The sequence below is a fragment of the Streptomyces sp. NPDC007164 genome (assembly GCF_040634135.1).
Classification (GTDB): domain Bacteria; phylum Actinomycetota; class Actinomycetes; order Streptomycetales; family Streptomycetaceae; genus Streptomyces; species Streptomyces sanglieri.
Window position 1 is genome coordinate 1 of record NZ_JBEYFB010000030.1, and the last position, 16949, is coordinate 16949.

At 73.0% G+C, this 16949-nt stretch carries 8 protein-coding genes; 3 read left to right on the plus strand and 5 right to left on the minus strand.

Features of this window, described 5'->3' with window-relative positions; genetic code table 11:
* Positions 1-410: 410 nt before the first annotated feature.
* Positions 411-968: a MarR family transcriptional regulator gene (locus ABZ622_RS29170; protein ID WP_360548170.1), complete on the minus strand. Its 558-nt coding sequence runs from the start codon at positions 966-968 to the stop codon at positions 411-413.
* A gap of 155 nt (positions 969-1123) precedes the next feature.
* On the opposite strand from ABZ622_RS29170, the gene ABZ622_RS29175 reads away from it, so the two are divergent.
* Positions 1124-2437, plus strand: a complete 1314-nt coding sequence (locus ABZ622_RS29175; protein ID WP_360548312.1) for an MFS transporter — start codon at positions 1124-1126, stop codon at positions 2435-2437.
* 29 nt (positions 2438-2466) lie between these two features.
* On the opposite strand, the gene ABZ622_RS29180 is transcribed toward ABZ622_RS29175, so the two are convergent.
* Both ABZ622_RS29180 and ABZ622_RS29185 read right to left on the minus strand, forming a co-directional pair.
* The gene (locus ABZ622_RS29180) at positions 2467-4305 is read right to left on the minus strand and encodes a SpoIIE family protein phosphatase (RefSeq protein WP_360548172.1); all 1839 of its coding nucleotides are present in this window, start codon (positions 4303-4305) and stop codon (positions 2467-2469) included.
* Positions 4306-4491: 186 nt separating this feature from the next.
* Positions 4492-5970, minus strand: coding sequence for an FAD-dependent oxidoreductase (locus ABZ622_RS29185; RefSeq protein ID WP_360548174.1), 1479 nt, complete (start codon positions 5968-5970; stop codon positions 4492-4494).
* A gap of 340 nt (positions 5971-6310) precedes the next feature.
* Here ABZ622_RS29185 and ABZ622_RS29190 point away from each other — a divergent pair, with 340 nt between their 5' ends.
* Both ABZ622_RS29190 and ABZ622_RS29195 read left to right on the plus strand, forming a co-directional pair.
* Entirely contained in the window at positions 6311-7285 is a 975-nt protein-coding gene (locus ABZ622_RS29190) for a helix-turn-helix domain-containing protein (protein ID WP_360548176.1), read from the plus strand.
* A 558-nt stretch (positions 7286-7843) separates the two neighbouring features.
* A complete protein-coding gene (locus ABZ622_RS29195) occupies positions 7844-9835 on the plus strand; it encodes a sigma-70 family RNA polymerase sigma factor (RefSeq protein WP_360548178.1) in 1992 nt (663 codons plus the stop codon).
* Here the strand turns inward: ABZ622_RS29195 and ABZ622_RS29200 are convergent.
* Both ABZ622_RS29200 and ABZ622_RS29205 read right to left on the minus strand, forming a co-directional pair.
* Complete coding sequence (locus ABZ622_RS29200) at positions 9822-13421, minus strand: BTAD domain-containing putative transcriptional regulator (RefSeq protein WP_360548180.1); 3600 nt, start codon at positions 13419-13421, stop codon at positions 9822-9824. The genes ABZ622_RS29195 and ABZ622_RS29200 overlap by 14 nt on opposite strands.
* 256 nt (positions 13422-13677) lie before the next feature.
* On the minus strand, positions 13678-15789 hold the full coding sequence (locus ABZ622_RS29205) for an asparagine synthase-related protein (RefSeq protein WP_360548182.1): 2112 nt from the start codon (positions 15787-15789) through the stop codon (positions 13678-13680).
* Positions 15790-16949: the final 1160 nt, after the last annotated feature.

A 16949-nucleotide genomic window follows, 5' to 3' on the forward strand; every position in this document is an offset into this window, starting at 1 on the left:
GACTCTATCAGACTCTTTCGTGTCCGATTCCCGGCCGAAGCGGGATCCTGCTTTTCGCTTTCCAGTTCTTCGCTTTCGCGTTTCCCTTTCCGGCGAGTCCGACTCTATCAGATCCTTTCGGGCCTGATTCCCAGTCAGCGGGGTTTGCCTTCCCGGCTGTTGGGCCGTTCCGACGTCCGAACTCTAGCGGATTTTCCCGGCGACTCATAATCGGGTCTTCGAAATCAATTTCGGCATGCCGAAATTGTCCCGAGTGGGAGATCGTGCTGAGTTTGGTTGCCGCATTCGCGGCAGGATCGGTTGTCGCAGAACCGTTCCGGCTCCGTGACAACTCGAAGAACCTTACGGATCGGCGAGGAGTGTGTCAACCCCGCCAGGTCAAGCCCTTTTCCCACGTGTCGGACACGGGTTCAGCCCAGGTCGGTGAGGCGGCCGCCGGCGTCCGGCTGGGCGTGCTCCACGCGGCGCAGGAGCCGGATCAGCATGTCGCCGAGGCCGCCACGCTCGTCGCCCGTGAGGTCCTGGAGCAGGTCCTCCTCGAAGTCGGCGGCCATCCGCATGGCCTCCAGCCACTTCGTACGGCCCTCGTCGGTCAGTTCGACGATCACGCGCACCCGGTTGTTCTCGTCCCGGTCGCGGGTGACCAGGCCCTCGCCCGCCATGCGGTCGATGCGGTGGGTCATCGCCGCCGGGGTGAGGCCCAGGCGCTTGGCCAGCTCTCCCGGGCCCAGGCGGTACGGGGCGCCGGCCAGGACCAGGGTCTTGAGGACCTCCCACTCGGCGTTGCTGATGCCGAGGGCGGCGAGCTGGCGTCCGTACGCCACGTTCATCCGGCGGTTCAGTCGGCCCAGGGCCGAGACGACCTGCTCGACCTGGGGGTCCAGGTCGCGGAACTCGCGCTGATAGGCGGCGATCTGCTCGTCGAGGCTCGGCTCCTGCGGTCCGGGCTGCTCGGTGGTGTCAGGCATGGCGGGCAGTATGGCACGCCCTCCAAAGCCGTCGAAGTCCTTCGGGCTGTATTGTTGAGGTTCTAACTTTAGTGCTAAAGTCTTCGGGTTCGAGTCGTTCGGATGGCTCGGCATGTCGCTTCGAGACCTTGAGGTAGGTGAGTGTGACCAGGGAGATGGGTGCAGCACTGCGGCGGATCCAGCTGGGGAGCGCGCTGAGCGCGTTCGGGCTGGGGTTCACCGTTCCGTATCTGTACGTCTATGTGGCACAGGTACGTGATCTTGGTGCTGGCACCGCGGGAGTCGTGCTCGCGGTCTTCGCCATGGCGGCGCTGGCCGTTCTGCCGTTCACCGGCCGTGCGATCGACCGGCGCGGGCCGCTGCCCGTGCTCGTCGCCGCCTCGGCCATCGCCACCCTGGGCGCGATCGCCCTCGGTCTTTCGTCGGGCGTGACGGCGTCCGTGCTGTCGGCCGCGGTGCTCGGCGCGGGTACGGCGGTCATGCAGCCGGCGCTCGCGACGATGCTCGTGTGGTGCTCCAGCACCGCCACCCGTACCCGTGCCTTCGCCATGCAGTTCTTCCTGCAGAACCTCGGGCTCGGCGTCGGCGGGCTGGTCGGCGGGCAGATCGTCGACACGAGCCGGCCGGAGAGCTTCACCCTGCTGTTCCTCATCGAGGCCGCGATGTTCGTCGTGCTCGGTGTCATCGCCTGCACGGTGCGGCTGTCGCGTACGCCCGCCATCGCGGACGCCAGGCCGACCGATGGGGTCAAGGCTCCTGGCGGGATGCGGGCGCTGCTCTCGCACCGGGCCATGGTGCAGCTGTGCGTGCTGGGCTTCGTGCTGTTCTTCGCCTGCTACGGACAGTTCGAGTCCGGGCTCGCGGCCTACGGCACCGAGGCCGCCGGGATGCAGCCCTCGACGCTCGGGATCGCGCTGGCCGCCAACACCGCCGTCATCGTCGTCGCACAGTTCGTCGTGCTGCGGCTCGTCGAGCGCCGCAGGCGCAGCCGGGTCATCGCCTCGGTGGGTCTGATCTGGGCGTTCGCCTGGATCGTGGCGGGTTACGCGGGTCTCGGGCACGGCAGCCAGACCATGGCGACGGCCGCGATGATCTCCACGTACGCGCTGTTCGGGCTCGGTGAGTCGATGCTGTCGCCGACCGTGGCCCCGCTGGTGGCCGATCTGGCGCCGGAGTCGATGGTCGGGCAGTACAACTCGGCGTTCGCCCTGTGCAAGCAGCTCGCGCTGGCGGTCGGTCCGGCCGTGGGCGGGCCGATGGGGGCGACGCTGCACGGGCCGTACATCGTGACGTTCGTGCTGTTCTCGCTGGGTATCACGGTGCTGGCGCTGCGGCTCGGCCGGCGGCTCACCCCCGTACAGGACCAGCCCTCGCTGGAGACCGTGCCGTCCACGGTGGTGGCCGTGTCACTGCCGGACGCCGGGTCCGGCTCCGCTCCCGCCGCCTCCGCGCCTGCCTCCGCCCGCTGAGCGGCCGGGCCCTGTCACCGGCAGGGCCCTCAGTGCGGCAGGGCGAATTCGCACCAGACCGCCTTGCCGCCGCCCGGTGTGCGCCGGCTGCCCCAGGACGAGGCGATCGTCGCGACGATCGAGATGCCGCGGCCCGCTTCGTCCGCCGGGTCGGCCCGGCGTCGGCGCGGCAGGTGGTCGTCGCCGTCGGTCACCTCGATGATCAGGCGCCGGTCGGTGCGCCGCAGCCCCAGCCGCATCGGCGGGGTGCCGTGCTTGAGGGAGTTCGCGACGAGCTCGCCGGCGGCCAGTACGCCCAGGTCGCAGAGCTCGACCGGGAACCGCCACGAGGTGAGGACCCCGGTCGCGAAGGCGCGGGCGCGCGGTGCCGCCTCGATGCCGCCGAGCAGATCGAGCGAGGCGTTGTGGAACAGCTCCGCGCTCGCCCCCGTGCGGGCCGGGTGCTGGACCACCAGCACCGCCACGTCGTCGTCGTGTTCCGCGGTGACGCCGAGGGAGCGGATCAGCCGGTCGCAGACCACCTGCGGTGAGCCCTTGGCCCCCGAGAGGGCGCGTTCCAGCGCGGCGACGCCCTCGTCGATGTCCTCGCTCCGGCGTTCCACCAGGCCGTCCGTATAGAGGACGGCGGTGGAGCCGGGCGGCAGTGCGATCGTGCCCGAGGTGTGGATCCAGCCGCCGGTGCCGAGCGGCGGGCCGGTCGGGTCCTCGGCGCGGTGGACCGTGCCGTCCTCGTGGCACACCAGGATCGGGAGGTGGCCTGCGGAGGCGTAGACGAGCCGGCCCTCGTTGGGGTCGTGGACCGCGTAGGCGCAGGTGGCGATCTGGCTGGCGTCGATCTCGGCGGCGAGGCCGTCCAGCAGCTGGAGCACCTCGTGCGGCGGGAGGTCGAGCCGGGCGTAGGCGCGTACGGCCGTGCGGAGCTGGCCCATGACGGCGGCGGCCCGCACCCCGCGGCCCATCACGTCCCCGATGACCAGGGCGGTGCGGCCCGCGCCGAGGGTGATGACGTCGTACCAGTCGCCGCCGACCGCGGCATCCGTGCCGCCGGGCTGGTAGGTGGCGGCGATCCGGAGGTCGTCGGGCTGCTCCAGCTCCTGCGGGAGCAGCGAACGCTGGAGGGTGACGGCCGTTTCGCGGTGGCGGCGCTCGCTGGCGCGGAGCCGTTCGGCGGCTTCGGCGTGGTCGGTGACATCGGCGGCGTAGACGAGGACGCCGCTCTCGCCTCCTCTGTCCCTGCTGTTCCTGGAGCCCCTGCTGCCCTTGTTGCTCTTTTCGTTCTTACTGCCCTTGTCGTTCTTGTCGTCCTTGTCGTTCTTGTTCGGCGGGTTGCCGTCGTCGGCTTCGCTCTCGTCGTCCCTGTCCCGGTGCACCGGGGTGCAGGTCACGGTGTACGAATTGCCGCTGCGGGCCTTGCGGGACTTGACCGTGCGCGGGGTGCCGCTGCGCAGGACCTGATCCATGAGGGGCAGCAGGCTCAGCTCGTCGAGCTCGGGCATGGCCTCGGCGGCGGTGGCGCCGGCCGGGCGGGGTCCGAAGGCGGCGGCGTAGGCGTCGTTGACGTACGCGATCCGGTGGTCGGGGCCGTACACCAGGGCCACCAGGGCGGGCAGCCGGCCGAGGATGTCCCGGGCGGAGAGGTCCTCCAGCGCGGGGCCGTCCGGCCGGGGCGCCGCATCGCGCGAGTCGTCCAGCGGATCGTGATCCGTACCGCCCCGCGGGTCGCCGCCCGGGTCGCCGTCCGGCGGGCGGGGACCGGTCTCGGGCTGTGCGTACTCGGCGCGTGCCGAAGGCACGGAACTGCGGTCGTCCCGTGCGGCGGCGCGGCGCTGCGTTCCAGGTAGGCGGGCGCTCCAGCGCGTGAAGTTCACGGAATTTCTGGCCTCGTGTATCGGTCTGGTCCGCTCTCGCGGGCTGCTCACTGTCGGTCACTGCCGGCCGGGTCACTCTGTGCAGATGTGGGCCCACCTATGGTCACACGTCCAGTGTGGCGGACCGTACGGACAGTCGTCGGTACGGTCGGCCCCGGGTCGGTGCACGGGCGGGTCGACGGTCCGTCAGCCGCCGTTCCCCGCCGGGCCGTCGGGCCCGGAGCCGGTGTCCGGTCCCGGCGAGTTGCCGGGACGCGGCGGGGTGTCCCGGCCCGGCGGGCCATTCGGTCCGGGGCGTCCGCCGCCCGCGGCGAGCGCGAACTCGGCGCGCGGGTGCTCCAGCGAGCCGAGGGAGACGATCTCGCGTTTGAAGAGCCCGGCGAGGGTCCATTCGGCAAGGACTCGGGCCTTCCGGTTGAACGTCGGGACACGGCTGAGGTGGTACGTACGGTGCATCAGCCAGGCCGGACAGCCCTTGAGCTTACGGCCGTAGACATGGGCGACGCCCTTGTGGAGGCCGAGCGAGGCGACGGAGCCCGCGTAGCTGTGCCGGTACTCCTTCAGGGGTTCCCCGGCGATCGACGCGAGGATGTTCCCGGCGAGGACCTTGGCCTGGCGCACCGCGTGCTGGGCGTTGGGCGCGGTCTTCCTGCCGGCTTCATCGGAGGTCAGGTCGGGCACGGCGGCGGCGTCCCCGGCGGCCCAGGCGTGCTCGACGCCCTCGACGGCAAGCTCCGCCGTGCACCTGAGCCTGCCGCGTTCGTCGGTCGGCAGATCGGTCGCGGCGAGGACCGGCGCGGGTTTGACGCCCGCGGTCCACACGAGGGTGCGGGTCGGGAACCGGGAACCGTCGCTCAGGACGGCGATCCGGCCCTCGCAGGACTCCAGCCGGGTGTCGAGTCGTACGTCGATGTTGCGGCCGCGCAGCTCACGGATCGCGTAGGTGCCCATCGTCTCGCCGACCTCGGGGAGGATCCGGCCGGACGCCTCGACGAGGATCCATTTCAGGTCCTCGGCCTTGATGTTGTGGTAGTACCGCGAGGTGTAGCGGGCCATGTCCTCCAGCTCGGCGAGGGCCTCGACGCCCGCGTATCCACCGCCGACTACGACGAAGGTCAGCGCGGCGTCGCGGATGGCGGGGTCGCGGGTGGCGGAGGCGATGTCCATCTGCTCGATGACGTGGTTGCGCAGGCCGATGGCCTCTTCGACGGTCTTGAAGCCGATGCCGTGGTCGGCGAGGCCGGGGACCGGGAGGGTGCGCGAGACGGAGCCGGGGGCGAGGACGAGTTCGTCGTACGGGATCTCGACCGCGCCGGTGCCGTCCTCCCCGGTGGCGAGGGTGGTGACGGTGGCCGTGCGCTTGGCGTGGTCGACGGACTGCGCCTCACCGATCACGATCCTGCAGTGCGCGAGGACGCGGCGGAGCGGGACGACGACATGGCGCGGTGAGATCGAGCCGGCGGCCGCTTCGGGCAGGAACGGCTGATACGTCATATAGGGCTCGGGGGTGACGACCACGATCTCGGCCTCACCGCTTCTGAGTCTCTGCTTCAGCTTCCGCTGGAGACGCAGCGCTGTGTACATCCCGACGTAGCCGCCACCGATGACGAGAATGCGCACACCTGGTGGGGGGCCGGGGGGTGTTCCCCCGGAATCTGAAGCCATCACCACCCCATGACGCAACGTGCTCAAGGGTTTGTCCACAGCCTCGACAAATTGTGTGACCGGAGGTTCTCGACGGGCGATGGTCGCGGGGCTCGGCGGTGATGCGCAAGCGACGCAGGTCAGGGGTTGAGGCGGAGGTTCCGGACCGGGGCCGAATCAGTGAACAACCGGTCCTTGCACCGATCGGGGGGCGCTCCGTGCGGAACTACCCCCTTCTGAATTGAGCTGGGCTCAACTATGTTCGTATGTCGTCGGGGTGTCGGATGGGGACCATGATCCACTCCCCGGCTCAAACGGCGGGAAGTCTCCGGGGGGAGACGTCATAACCGGGGGAACAGTTATGCACATTCAGGATTCTTGGCAGGCTGCCGCGACGGTTCCGTCCCATTCGTCCGATGGAACAGGACGAAACGGAACGGTGGTCGGCGGAGCGGTGGGAACGGTCGGGACGGTGGCGACGGGTTCGGTCGGCACGGTCGGGACCGGCGGGGCCAACGGAACGGCCGGTGTGGCCGGGGCTGTCGGAGCGAACGGCCGCTCGGCTCCGCTTCGCGTGGATGCTCAGCGCAATCTGGAACATGTCCTGCGGGCCGCGCGCGAGGTGTTCGGCGAGCTGGGGTACGGGGCTCCGATGGAGGACGTGGCGCGCCGCGCCAGAGTCGGAGTCGGCACGGTGTACCGACGCTTCCCGAGCAAGGACGTGCTGGTCCGGCGGATAGCCGAGGAGGAGACCTCCAGGCTCACCGACCAGGCCCGGACCGCCCTCGGCCAGGAGGACGAGCCGTGGTCGGCGCTGTCGCGCTTCCTGCGTACGTCCGTGGCCTCGGGCGCGGGGCGGCTGCTGCCGCCCCAGGTGCTGCGGGTCGGGGTCGATGTCGATTCCGACGGCTCCGACGGATCAGCTGGCAATGACGGCAAGGACGGCGATGACCTGGCGGCGGCCGGTGAGCCGGTGACGGTGTCGGGCTCGGCGTCGGGCACGGCATCGGGCGGCGACCGGGACGAGGCACGGGTGCCTCAGCAGCGGCAGGGTGCCGGCCAGGCCGATCTCCGGTCGGCCGACGAGCGTTCCGCCGCGGAGGCGGGCATCGAGGACGACGGCACGGGAGCCGGCGAGCTGCTGGAGGTGGTCGGCCGCCTGGTGGACCGGGCACGGGCCGCCGGTGAACTGCGCCGTGACGTGACGGTCGCGGATGTGCTGCTGGTGATAGCGACGGCGGCGCCTTCGCTGCCCGACCCCGCACAGCAGGCCGCCGCTTCGAGCAGGCTCCTGGACATCCTGCTGGAGGGACTGCGTTCCCGGCCTGCCGCCTGAGCCTGAGCGAAGTGCGTGCGCCCACGCGTGCGTGGGCGCAGTGGTGCCTGTGTGTGCCGCTGCGCCCGGCAGGCCGCTCGTCGGGCGGTCGTCGGGCCGCTGGTCGGGCAGTCGTCGGAGCGGCGGCCGGGCGTGGTCGTCGGGCGTGGCCATCCGAGCGGTCGGGTGGTGAATGGCGGGTTGGCCGGGGCCGTACAGGCGGGCGACATGAATGGTTGATGTGGCCCGTTTTGGTGGGTTCTCGGCCGATGGTCCGTCATCGCCCCAGCCAGGTCGCACCCGCACCCGCACTCGCCCCTCGCGCTGCCGGAATGCGCGACCTCTTCCCACCTCAGCGCGGACCGGTGGGCCCCACGCTCCCGAATCGCGGACCGCGGCGACAACTCGTACCCGCAGAAAGCGATCTCCCAGCTTTCCCCGAATGAATGGCTGTTAGTACTCACATTCGGAAAAACGCCCCGGATGAGTGGTTGCGGGGGCTGAGGGTCCGACGGGATTGCGCCATGTGGCACTCTTGCCCGATGTTCGGGTCCGACAGCGCATACGGGGGCTACCGCGATGAGCGGTGACGGGCAGCAGGAAGAGGCGTTCGACGACGTCTCCGCCGTGGGTGGTGTCGCGGAGACCGATGGGCGGTCCGCCCAGCAGGTTCCGAGTCAGGCCGGCCCCGGGCGGTCGAGCGGTGACGCCGAGGGCGGCACGGTCCTGCCGGGTCCTTGGCCGGCTCCGGCCGATCCCGGACCCGAGGCCGATGTCGCGGTGCCCATGCAGCGGGAGGGCGGCAGCGCCGGCCTCACCGACGCCTCCGGCGCCGCACCCTCCGACGCCGATCTGATCCGGCAGATGCGGGACGGCGACGACCTCGCGTACGAGGAGCTCTTCCGGCGCCACTCCGACGCGGTGCGACGCTACGCGCGGAGCTGCTGCCGGGACGCCCACACCGCCGACGACCTGACGGCCGAGGTCTTCGCCCGCACGCTGCAGGCGGTACGGCGGGGCAAGGGGCCCGAGGAGGCCGTACGGGCCTACCTCATGACCGCCGTCCGCCATGTCGGCGCCGCCTGGACCAAGACCGCGAAGCGGGAGCATCTGGTCGACGACTTCGCGGTGTTCGCCGCGCAGGCGTCCCAGGCCTCCCAGGTGTCGGACGCGGACACCCTCGACCTGGGCGCGGATGTGCTGGCGATGCACGAGGCCGAGCAGTCGATGGCCATGCAGGCGTTCCGCAGTCTGCCGGAGCGCTGGCAGGCGGTGCTGTGGCACACCACCGTCGAGGAGGAGTCGCCCAGCGAGATCGCCCCGCTCTTCGGGCTGACCGCCAACGCCACGGCGGTGCTGGCCAGCCGGGCCCGCGAGGGCCTCAAGCAGGCCTATCTGCAGGCGCATGTGAGCCAGGCCCTGACCGCCGGTGGCGACTGCGCGCGCTACGCCGACCGGCTCGGCGCGTACGCCCGTGGCGGGCTCCGTATGCGGGCCGAGCGCGGCCTGCGCGGACACCTGGAGGAGTGCTCGAAGTGCCGGCTCGCCGCAGGCGAACTGGCCCATGTCAACGCCGGGATCCCCGCGCTGCTGCCGGTCGCGGTCATCGGCTGGTTCGCCGCCGGGTACGCGCTCAAGGCCGCCGGGATCGTCGCCGGTGGCGCGGCGGGCGCCGCTGGTGCGGGTGCCGCCGCGGCGGCCACCGGGGGAAGCTCCGGCGGGGGTGCGGCCGGTGGTGCCGCGGCCTCGGAGGGGCTCGGTGCCCCGGCGAAGGCCGGTATCGCGGCGGCGGTCGTGGTGGCCGCCGCGGCCGGGCTGGTCTGGGCGCTGGTCGGCGACGACCAGCCGAAGCCCGAGGCCAGGCCCGCGACGAAGCCGGCCGTAGTGGCTCCTCCGGCCCCGACCCCGCCGCCCGCGCCGAAGCCGACACCGCCGAAGCCCGCTCCCCCGGCGCCCGCCCCCCCGGCGCCGACCCCGCCGCCCGAGCCCGAGCCGACGCCGCCTCCGAAGGCCGCTCCCGAGCCGAAGCCCCCCGCGCCGAAGCCGACGCCGAAGCCGACACCCACCCCGACCCCGACAACCCCTACTCCGACGCCGACGCCCCCGGTTCCGACACCCCCGCCGCCTCCCCCGCCGAGCGTCTATCAGGTCAGCGAGCTGAGTTATTCGATCATGGGCGACCACTCCGAACCGGAAGTGGTGATGGGTGAGAGCAGCTGGGTCTGGCAGCGTTCCAATGTGTCGATCGGCGGCACGACCTACGCGCACGGGGTGACCGTCAACAGCAATTCCTCGGTCACCATCCAGCTGAACAGGCAGTGCACGCGGTACGAGGCGATGGTCGGGATCGACGACCTGACGATGGGCCTCGGCTCGGCGCGCTTCTCCGTCTTCAACGGCGACGGAACGCGGCTCTGGCAGTCCCCGGTGATGAACGGCGACGACCCGGCCGTGCCGGTGAGTGTCGGTATCACCGGTCAGGAGAGCATCCGGCTGGTCGTCGAGCCCGGCCACCCCGGCGGCTTCACGGCCCTCGCGGACTGGGCGAATTCGAGGATCAGCTGCCAGTGAGCCGGTCGGGCGCACCCGAGGAGTCCGGCGCACCCGAAGGGCCCGGCGCACCCGAGGAGCCGGGCACCCCCGGCCCCGGCGCCCCCGGGAGCTCCTCGGTGATCCGGGTCAGCAGCTCGATGACCTCGTCGACGGTCAGGCCGTGGCCCGCGGCGCGCTCCGACTCGTACAGCTGAGGTCCGAGCTCCTCACGTGCCCGCCGCTCGGTCCCGGCCGCCTCGGCCCGCTGCGCCTCGGACCTCGGGTCGAACGGGCGCCAGCTGTCCGCCGCCGCCAGGATCCGTACGGCCGCTCCGTGTCGGCCCACCTCGGGCAGCACATTCGCCGCGTCCTCCGCCAGCTGTCCGGTGACGAGCTCGGCGCACTGGGCGTCCCGCGCCGCGCGGAGTGCCGCCGCCAGACCCCGAACGCCCGCGACCGGACCACCGCCGGGCCCCGGTTCGCGCACCGCGATCCGGGCGGCCAGCCCGTCGACCACGGCGTTGACGTGCGGCGGCAGGCTGCCCCGTCCGACCGCGCCCGCCGCCTCGGTGACCAGGTGCCGCGCCGCCACGACATCGCCCCGCTCCAGGGCCACGCCGGCGCGCAAGAACTGCCCGTACGCGCGGGCGTCGTGCACCTGGTGGCGCTCCGCCTCCCGCTCGGCCTCGGTCAGGAGCCGGTCGAAGTCCGCGAGGTCTCCGGTCAGATGGGCGAGTTCGGCGAGGCGGGCGAGGAGGAACGGCGCCTCGATGTGCGCCCCGACCTCTCGGGACAGCAGCAGTGCCTCCTCGTACGCCGCCCGTGCCTGTGCGGACCGTCCGCGCATCACGGCCGCCTCCGCCGTCGCGCTCGCGACCTGCGCCCGGATCCAGCGGTCGCCGACGCGGCGGCCCAGTTCGCGCAGTTCCGCGAGATCGGCGTCGACCCCGGGCATGCCGCCGGGCATGTCGACGACCATGTGGGTGCGGTACATCAGCGTGACGGAGTACTCCCAGGCGCCGCCGTGGACACGGGCGTTCTCGACCGCCGTCTCGATGTTCGCGTGGGTGCCGGTCACCGTGCCGGTCCTGAACGTGGCCATCGGCCAGAGCAGTCCCGGGAAGCGGGCGGACTGCGGGCCCGAGGACCTCAACGCGTCGGCCACCCGCGCCATCAGCGCCTGGTGCTCCTCGTCGTCGTGGAGGTCCACGGTGGGCCGGGTCTCCAGTACGAGGAAGTGCCGCAGCATCTCCAGGTGCATGCGCGGCCAGTAGCGGGGGTCGCCGGCGTCGGTCGGCTCGGGGCCGAGCGCCACGGCACGTTCGGTCCAGGTGAGGCCCTCGGTGCGGAAGTTGCGCAGCCACCAGAACCACCCCATGCCGAGAACCAGTCGTACGGCCTCCGGCTCGGACGGGCCGGTGAGGACGGTCCGGTGGAGAGCGGCCCGGATGTTGTCCAGCTCCGTCTCCAGCCGCTCGATCCAGGGCAGCTGGTCGCCGGAGCGGATGCGGGGCTCGGCCCGCTCGACGAGTGCGAGGAAGTACGCGGTGTGCGCGCTCGCGGCGGCGGCGCGTATCTCCGGAGCCTCGGCGGCGCGTTCGGCGGCGTACTCGTGGATGGTCTCCAGGAGCCGGTAGCGCATCTCGCCGGCGGGGGCCGGGGTGGCGACGACGAGGGACTTGTCGACGAGAGCACCGATCAGATCGGCGGTGGAGAGCCGGCCGGGGGCCGGGCCGGTGGGGGCCGGGCCGGTGGAGTCCGGGCCGGCGGGGACCGGGCCGGCGGGGACCGGGCCGGCGGAGTCCGGACCTGCGGAGTCCGGACCTGCGGAGTCCGGACCTGCGGGCGAAGTTCCGGGGGTGACGACGGCTTCGGCGGCCTGAAGGTCCCACCCGCCGGCGAAGACAGATACCTGGCGCAGAGCGGTGCGTTCGTCCTCGTCGAGCAGGTCCCAGGACCAGTCGACGACGGCACGCAGCGTCTGCTGACGCGGCAGTACGGTGCGGCTTCCGCCGGTCAGCAGGCGGAACCGGTCGTCGAGCCGGTCCGCGATCTGGCGCGGACCGAGCATCCGCAGCCGGGCGGCGGCCAGCTCGATGGCGAGCGGCTGCCCGTCGAGCCGCCGGCAGATCTCGGCGACGGCGTCGGCATCGTGCGCCACCCCCCGACCGGGGTCGAAATCGGGGCGTACGGCACGGGCGCGCTCGGCGAACAGCCGGTGGGCGGGATCGGCCGGGAGCGGGCCGACCGGGCGTACGGATTCACCGGGGACGCCGAGGGGTTCGCGGCTGGTGGCGAGGATCCGCAGCTGTGGGCAGTGGGTGAGCAGGGTCTCGGCGAGGGCGGCGGCCGCGTCGATGACGTGTTCGCAGTTGTCCAGGATGAGCAGGACGGGGCGGATGCGGGAGCAGTGCGCCAGGTGCTCGACGAGGAGGTCGGTCGGGTCGGTGCGCGGCGGCTGCGCGTCGCGGTTGGTGTCGCGCAGGAGGGCCGTCTCGCGCAGCCCGAGAGCGGAGAGCACGGCTCCGGGTACGTCCACGGGGTCTTCCACGGAGGCGAGTTCGGCGATCCAGGCGTCCGTGGGAGCTCCATGGGCGGCGGCCTCCTCGGCCAGCCGGGTCTTGCCGGAGCCGCCGGGGCCGGTGAGGGTGACCAGGCGGGAGCGGGTCAGATCGGCGCCGATGGACCGCAGTTCGGGCTCGCGCCCGACGAACGAGGTGAGCCGGGGGCGGAGATTGCCGACCGCGACGGACGAGGCCACCGGGGTGACCGAGGCCCCCGCCGATGCCGCTGCGGCTGCCACTGCCACCGGTATCTGCGACTGCGACTGCGCCAGTGAATGCGGCTGTGGCTGCGACGGGGTGAGCAACTCCCGGTGCAGTTGGGTCAGTTCAGCTCCGGGATCGGCCCCGAGGCCGTCAGCGAGAGTGCGTCGGGCGTCCTCGTACGCCACCAGCGCATCGGCCTGGCGGCCTTCGGCACACAGCGCACGGATCAGCTGGGCCCGGAAGCGTTCGTCGTACGGGTGGGCGGCCGTCAGCTCCATGAGCTCCGGTACGAGGGTCCGAGGGCCGCTCGTCCGTCCGTCGTCGGGTCCGGCACCGGCGCCCGCGCCCGTGGCCGCGCACCGCAGATCGGCCTCGATGCGGCGTTCCAGCGCGGCCAGGCGGTGGGCATCGGGGCGCAGGGCGTGGCCGTGGTCCCGGTCCGGCAGGTCGGCCAGGGCGGGGCCGCGCCACAGGCCGAGCGCGGTACGGAGCGTGCGCGCCGCCGTCGCGGGGTCGCCCGAGTCGAGCTCCTCGGCGCCCCGGCGGGACAGCCGCTCGAACGCGTGCAGGTCGACCTCGTCGGGCCCGGCCTCCAGGCGGTAGCCCCCGTGGGTGCTCGTGATCGCGTCCCGGCCCAGTATCCGGCGCAGCCGGCCGACGAGGGCCTGGAGTGCGGCGGGAGCGTCGTGCGGAGGATCCACGCCCCATGTGTCGTCGACCAGGTCGGCGACGGGGACGGGACGTCCCGCACGCAGCGCGAGGGCGGCGAGCAGGGCACGCAGCCGGGTGCCGTTCACGGGCAGCACGGCGCCGTTCTCGTCTCGCGCCTCGGTGACGCCGAGGATCAGGTACCGCATCGGGCCATTGTGTCTCGTGCCCCGGCCGACGGCAGGCGACCACCCGTACCGGTCCCGCCCGTACCGGCCCCGGCCGACAGCAGGCGACCACCCGTACCGGTCCCGTGTCGGGCCGCAGCGCCGCACGTACAGGCCCCGCACCACCCACAGCACCGCCGCACCGCCGCCCGCGCCTGTCCCGCACCGCCGCACCACCCGCCGCACCGCCGCACCTGCCTGCGGTTGCGCCTGCCTACGGTCGCAGCGCCGCACCTGCCTACGGTTGCAGCGTCCGCCTGGCCGGCACCACTCCGCCCGCGACCGCGCGCTGGCGGGGCGCCGCCGTGCCCGTCCAGCAGGTGCCGCGCCGCGACACCAGGCGGCGGAGCCAGAGCTCCGTGGACGCCAGGTGCGCGAGGCCGTCCAGCGGGAGCGGTTCGCCCTCGGAGGCCGCGCGCAGGGCCTTCCGTACGACACGGGCCTCGACCAGGCCCGCGTCGGCGAGGAGCGGGGCGTCGAAGAGGGCGATCAGCTCCGGGAGGGCGGCGCGCAGGCCGGTGCGGGCGGTCGCGTTCGAGGTGGCGAGGGAGGGGGCGCCCCAGCCCGGCGGCAGATCGTGGATGCCCGCACCGGCGAGCACCCGGCGCAGGATCGCGGCGCGGGCGCCCGGCTGGACCCGGAGCGATTCGGGGAGCGCGCGGGCGGCGCGTACGACCTGGTTGTCGAGGTACGGGGCGTGCAGCCGCTGGCTGCGGTTCTCGGCGGCCTGTTCCAGGATCCGGTGGTCGGCGGCGTACCGGGCCAGGGCCGCCCTGGCCCGGGCCTCGCCGGGGCGCTGGACGGAGACCGGGCGGACGGCCGCCTCCTGGAGCCGCACCGACACCTCGGCGAGCGCCTCCCCCGTGAGCCAGCGCGCGGCGGGTCCGGGCCGCGACCAGGCGAGGGCGGCGAGCGAGGCGTCGGCGGGGGTGTCGAGGTCGGGGGCGTTCCGGTTGGCGTCCGGCAGCCGGCCGGCCGCCGCTTCCAGGCCGGTGCGGTACGACGTACGGGACAGGCGGCGGGCCGCGCGGTAGACGGTGAACGGCACGAACAGGGAGTGCGCGCTCGGGCCCTCCGCCCTGGCGAGCGCGGCGACCGGGCGCAGCAGATGGCGTCGGCGCCGGTCCATCAGCAGATCGGCGAGGCGGGCCGGGTGGGCGTCGAGGACCTGCCGGGCGCCGCCGCCGACGAAGTGGTCGGCGCTGCCCGAGGCGAGGCGGCGGCGGTGGCGTTCGGCGACGACGAGGGACGGGGCGGGTTCGTCGGTGAGCGGGCCGCCGCCCAGGTCGGCGTAGGGCAGGGCCTCTTCCCCGGCCGCGACGACCACGTGGTGCAGGCGCGGGTTCGCGGCGATGACGCGGGCGCGTTCGAGTTCGTCCTCGTGGCCGCGTGCGGTGAGGTCGTTCAGGGTGACGGCGAGCAGCCGCTCCCCCGCTCCGGTGCCGTGGCCCAGGAGGGTGCCGGGCAGGCCCGGCAGTCCGGCGGCGAGCAGGGCGAGGGTGGCGGAGGCGCTGCCTCCGGACAGGTCGGAGCCGATGCCGGGGACCGGTGCGCCGCGGGCGGCGCGCCGGTCGGCGGGGCCCATGCCGGGGACCGGGCCGGGGTCGGGCGGCAGGGTCTCGGGCGCGTGGCGTGGGGCGAGGAGCCGGGCGCGTACGGCTTCGACCAGTGCGTCGCGTACGCCTTCGACGGCGCTGACCGGGTCGATCTGGGGTGCGGCCACGGCGAGCGAGGCCACCGCCTCGTAACCGGTGATCTCGCGCGAGCCCTCGCGGAGGATGAGCGCATGGCCCGGCGGGATGCGTTTCACCCCGGCGTACGGGGTGCCGTCGCGCAGCGCCTCCGGTGTTTCGGGGCAGGCGAGCAGGGCGGCCAGGTGGCCGATGTCCAGCTGGGCCTCGATGAGGTCGGCGAGCGGGAGTGCGGCGGTGGCGTACGCCGTGCCGCCCGCCCAGGGGGTGTAGAAGACGGGGCGGGCTCCGGCGAGGTCGCCGATGACGGTGATCCGGCGGCCGATCTGGACGACGGTCGTGTAGCTGCCGGGCCAGGAGGTGAGGTGGCGCAGGGCTCCGCCGCGGGCGGCGAGGAGGCCGGAGCGCAGCTGTTCGTCGGTGGCGCTGCAGCAGCCGAGGACGGCCATCCGGGCGGTGGGCGCGCCTTCGGCGGTCTCGACCGAGGTGGTCCGGATCTCGTCGGGGCGCCAGTCCCCCACGGCCCAGAGCGGATCCGGGTCGCCCCACAGGAGTTGGGAGCCCACGGGGTGCATCGTGCGCCCCTCGTCACTGGGGCCGACCGCTCCGGCCGTGCCGAAGCTCGCGGCGATACTGCTCCACCCCACCAACCAACGCATCGCCGCCTCCACAGGCTGTGGACAAAACGGCGCAGCAGGAAAGTACCGGGTGAACATCGGTAACGCGCAGCGCCGTTGCGAACATGCTGCCACGACAACGGCGCGCAGGAGGGGCTACGTACGGCGCACGTCGGAAGGGCATGCGCCCCTGGCAAAGGCCGCGCCGGGCCGGGGGCCGGCGCGGCGCGGTCGCCGCCCGGGTCCGCCCGGGAAGTCGCCGCCGCTTCGGCGGCAGGGCGTCACGCGCGGCCTCCGCCGAGCGCCTCGTCCGCCAACTGACGTACGGAACAAGCGCGTTGCTTGCCCCGCACGGGTCGAATCCGCCAGCCGAAATCCAGCCATGCTCAAGCCGCGCCCGAGCCACCGCGAACCGCTCACGGGCCGTTCGGCGGACAACCCTCCGGCGGTCGGCGAGATGTCCGCGAAACGGGCGGCCCAACCTCGGGCGACCGGCGACATTCGGCCATTTTCATAGCGGGTCGGAACCTTGCGGCGCGGCACTCGCCGCACCGGAAGTCCCTTTTCGCCCCACTTCATTCCCCGATTCTTCCCGAATGCCTCCAGGCCCCCTCCGGCAGCCGCGAAAGATCTCCACCGGGGCCGCCGACGCACAGTCCGGGAGGTGTCGTTCACCTCCCGGACCGGTCCGCCGCCTGCGGGGAATGAGGCGGCAGTGTCCCCCAGCCCACTGGATCCTGTGCAGTGGGCCGACCCACGCAGCACCCATGGAAACGCTTCCGAAACAGCCGGACGAGAGCGCACGGCCGGGCGCACGGCCACACACCAGGAGCACGTCCGCGGCCCGGCCCGCGATGCCGGCGCCGCGCTCGGACGACGCCTCTCACGTGCCGTTCCCGTGCGCCGTCGAGCAGCCGCCCGGGCCCGGCGGACCCGCCGTCCGGACCGCTTCCGAGCCCCGTACCGACCGCGCCCGATCCGTACCCGGACCGCACCCGAACCCCATCCGTTCCACCGTCCGCGTCCGCACGGACAACAATCCCGCCATACGGACGTCTGCCCCTTAACGGTAGGGATGCGGCGAACTACGCTGGGTTTACTGAGGTTCTCTGCAGGAGGCATATTCCTCGGGGCTCGGCCACATGCGTGTGCGGCCGGAGTGCCGGGGTCCGTCGCTGGGGAGGACACGGTACGAATGCCGC

Bases quoted from the DNA above. Each gene is read 5' to 3' on its own strand.
- ABZ622_RS29170 (WP_360548170.1), bottom strand. From the start codon at position 968: ATGCCTGACACCACCGAGCAGCCCGGACCGCAGGAGCCGAGCCTCGAC.
- ABZ622_RS29175 (WP_360548312.1), top strand. From the start codon at position 1,124: ATGGGTGCAGCACTGCGGCGGATCCAGCTGGGGAGCGCGCTGAGCGCG.
- ABZ622_RS29185 (WP_360548174.1), bottom strand. From the start codon at position 5,970: ATGGCTTCAGATTCCGGGGGAACACCCCCCGGCCCCCCACCAGGTGTG.
- ABZ622_RS29190 (WP_360548176.1), top strand. From the start codon at position 6,311: ATGCACATTCAGGATTCTTGGCAGGCTGCCGCGACGGTTCCGTCCCAT.
- ABZ622_RS29195 (WP_360548178.1), top strand. From the start codon at position 7,844: ATGAGCGGTGACGGGCAGCAGGAAGAGGCGTTCGACGACGTCTCCGCC.
- ABZ622_RS29200 (WP_360548180.1), bottom strand. From the start codon at position 13,421: ATGCGGTACCTGATCCTCGGCGTCACCGAGGCGCGAGACGAGAACGGC.
- ABZ622_RS29205 (WP_360548182.1), bottom strand. From the start codon at position 15,789: ATGCGTTGGTTGGTGGGGTGGAGCAGTATCGCCGCGAGCTTCGGCACG.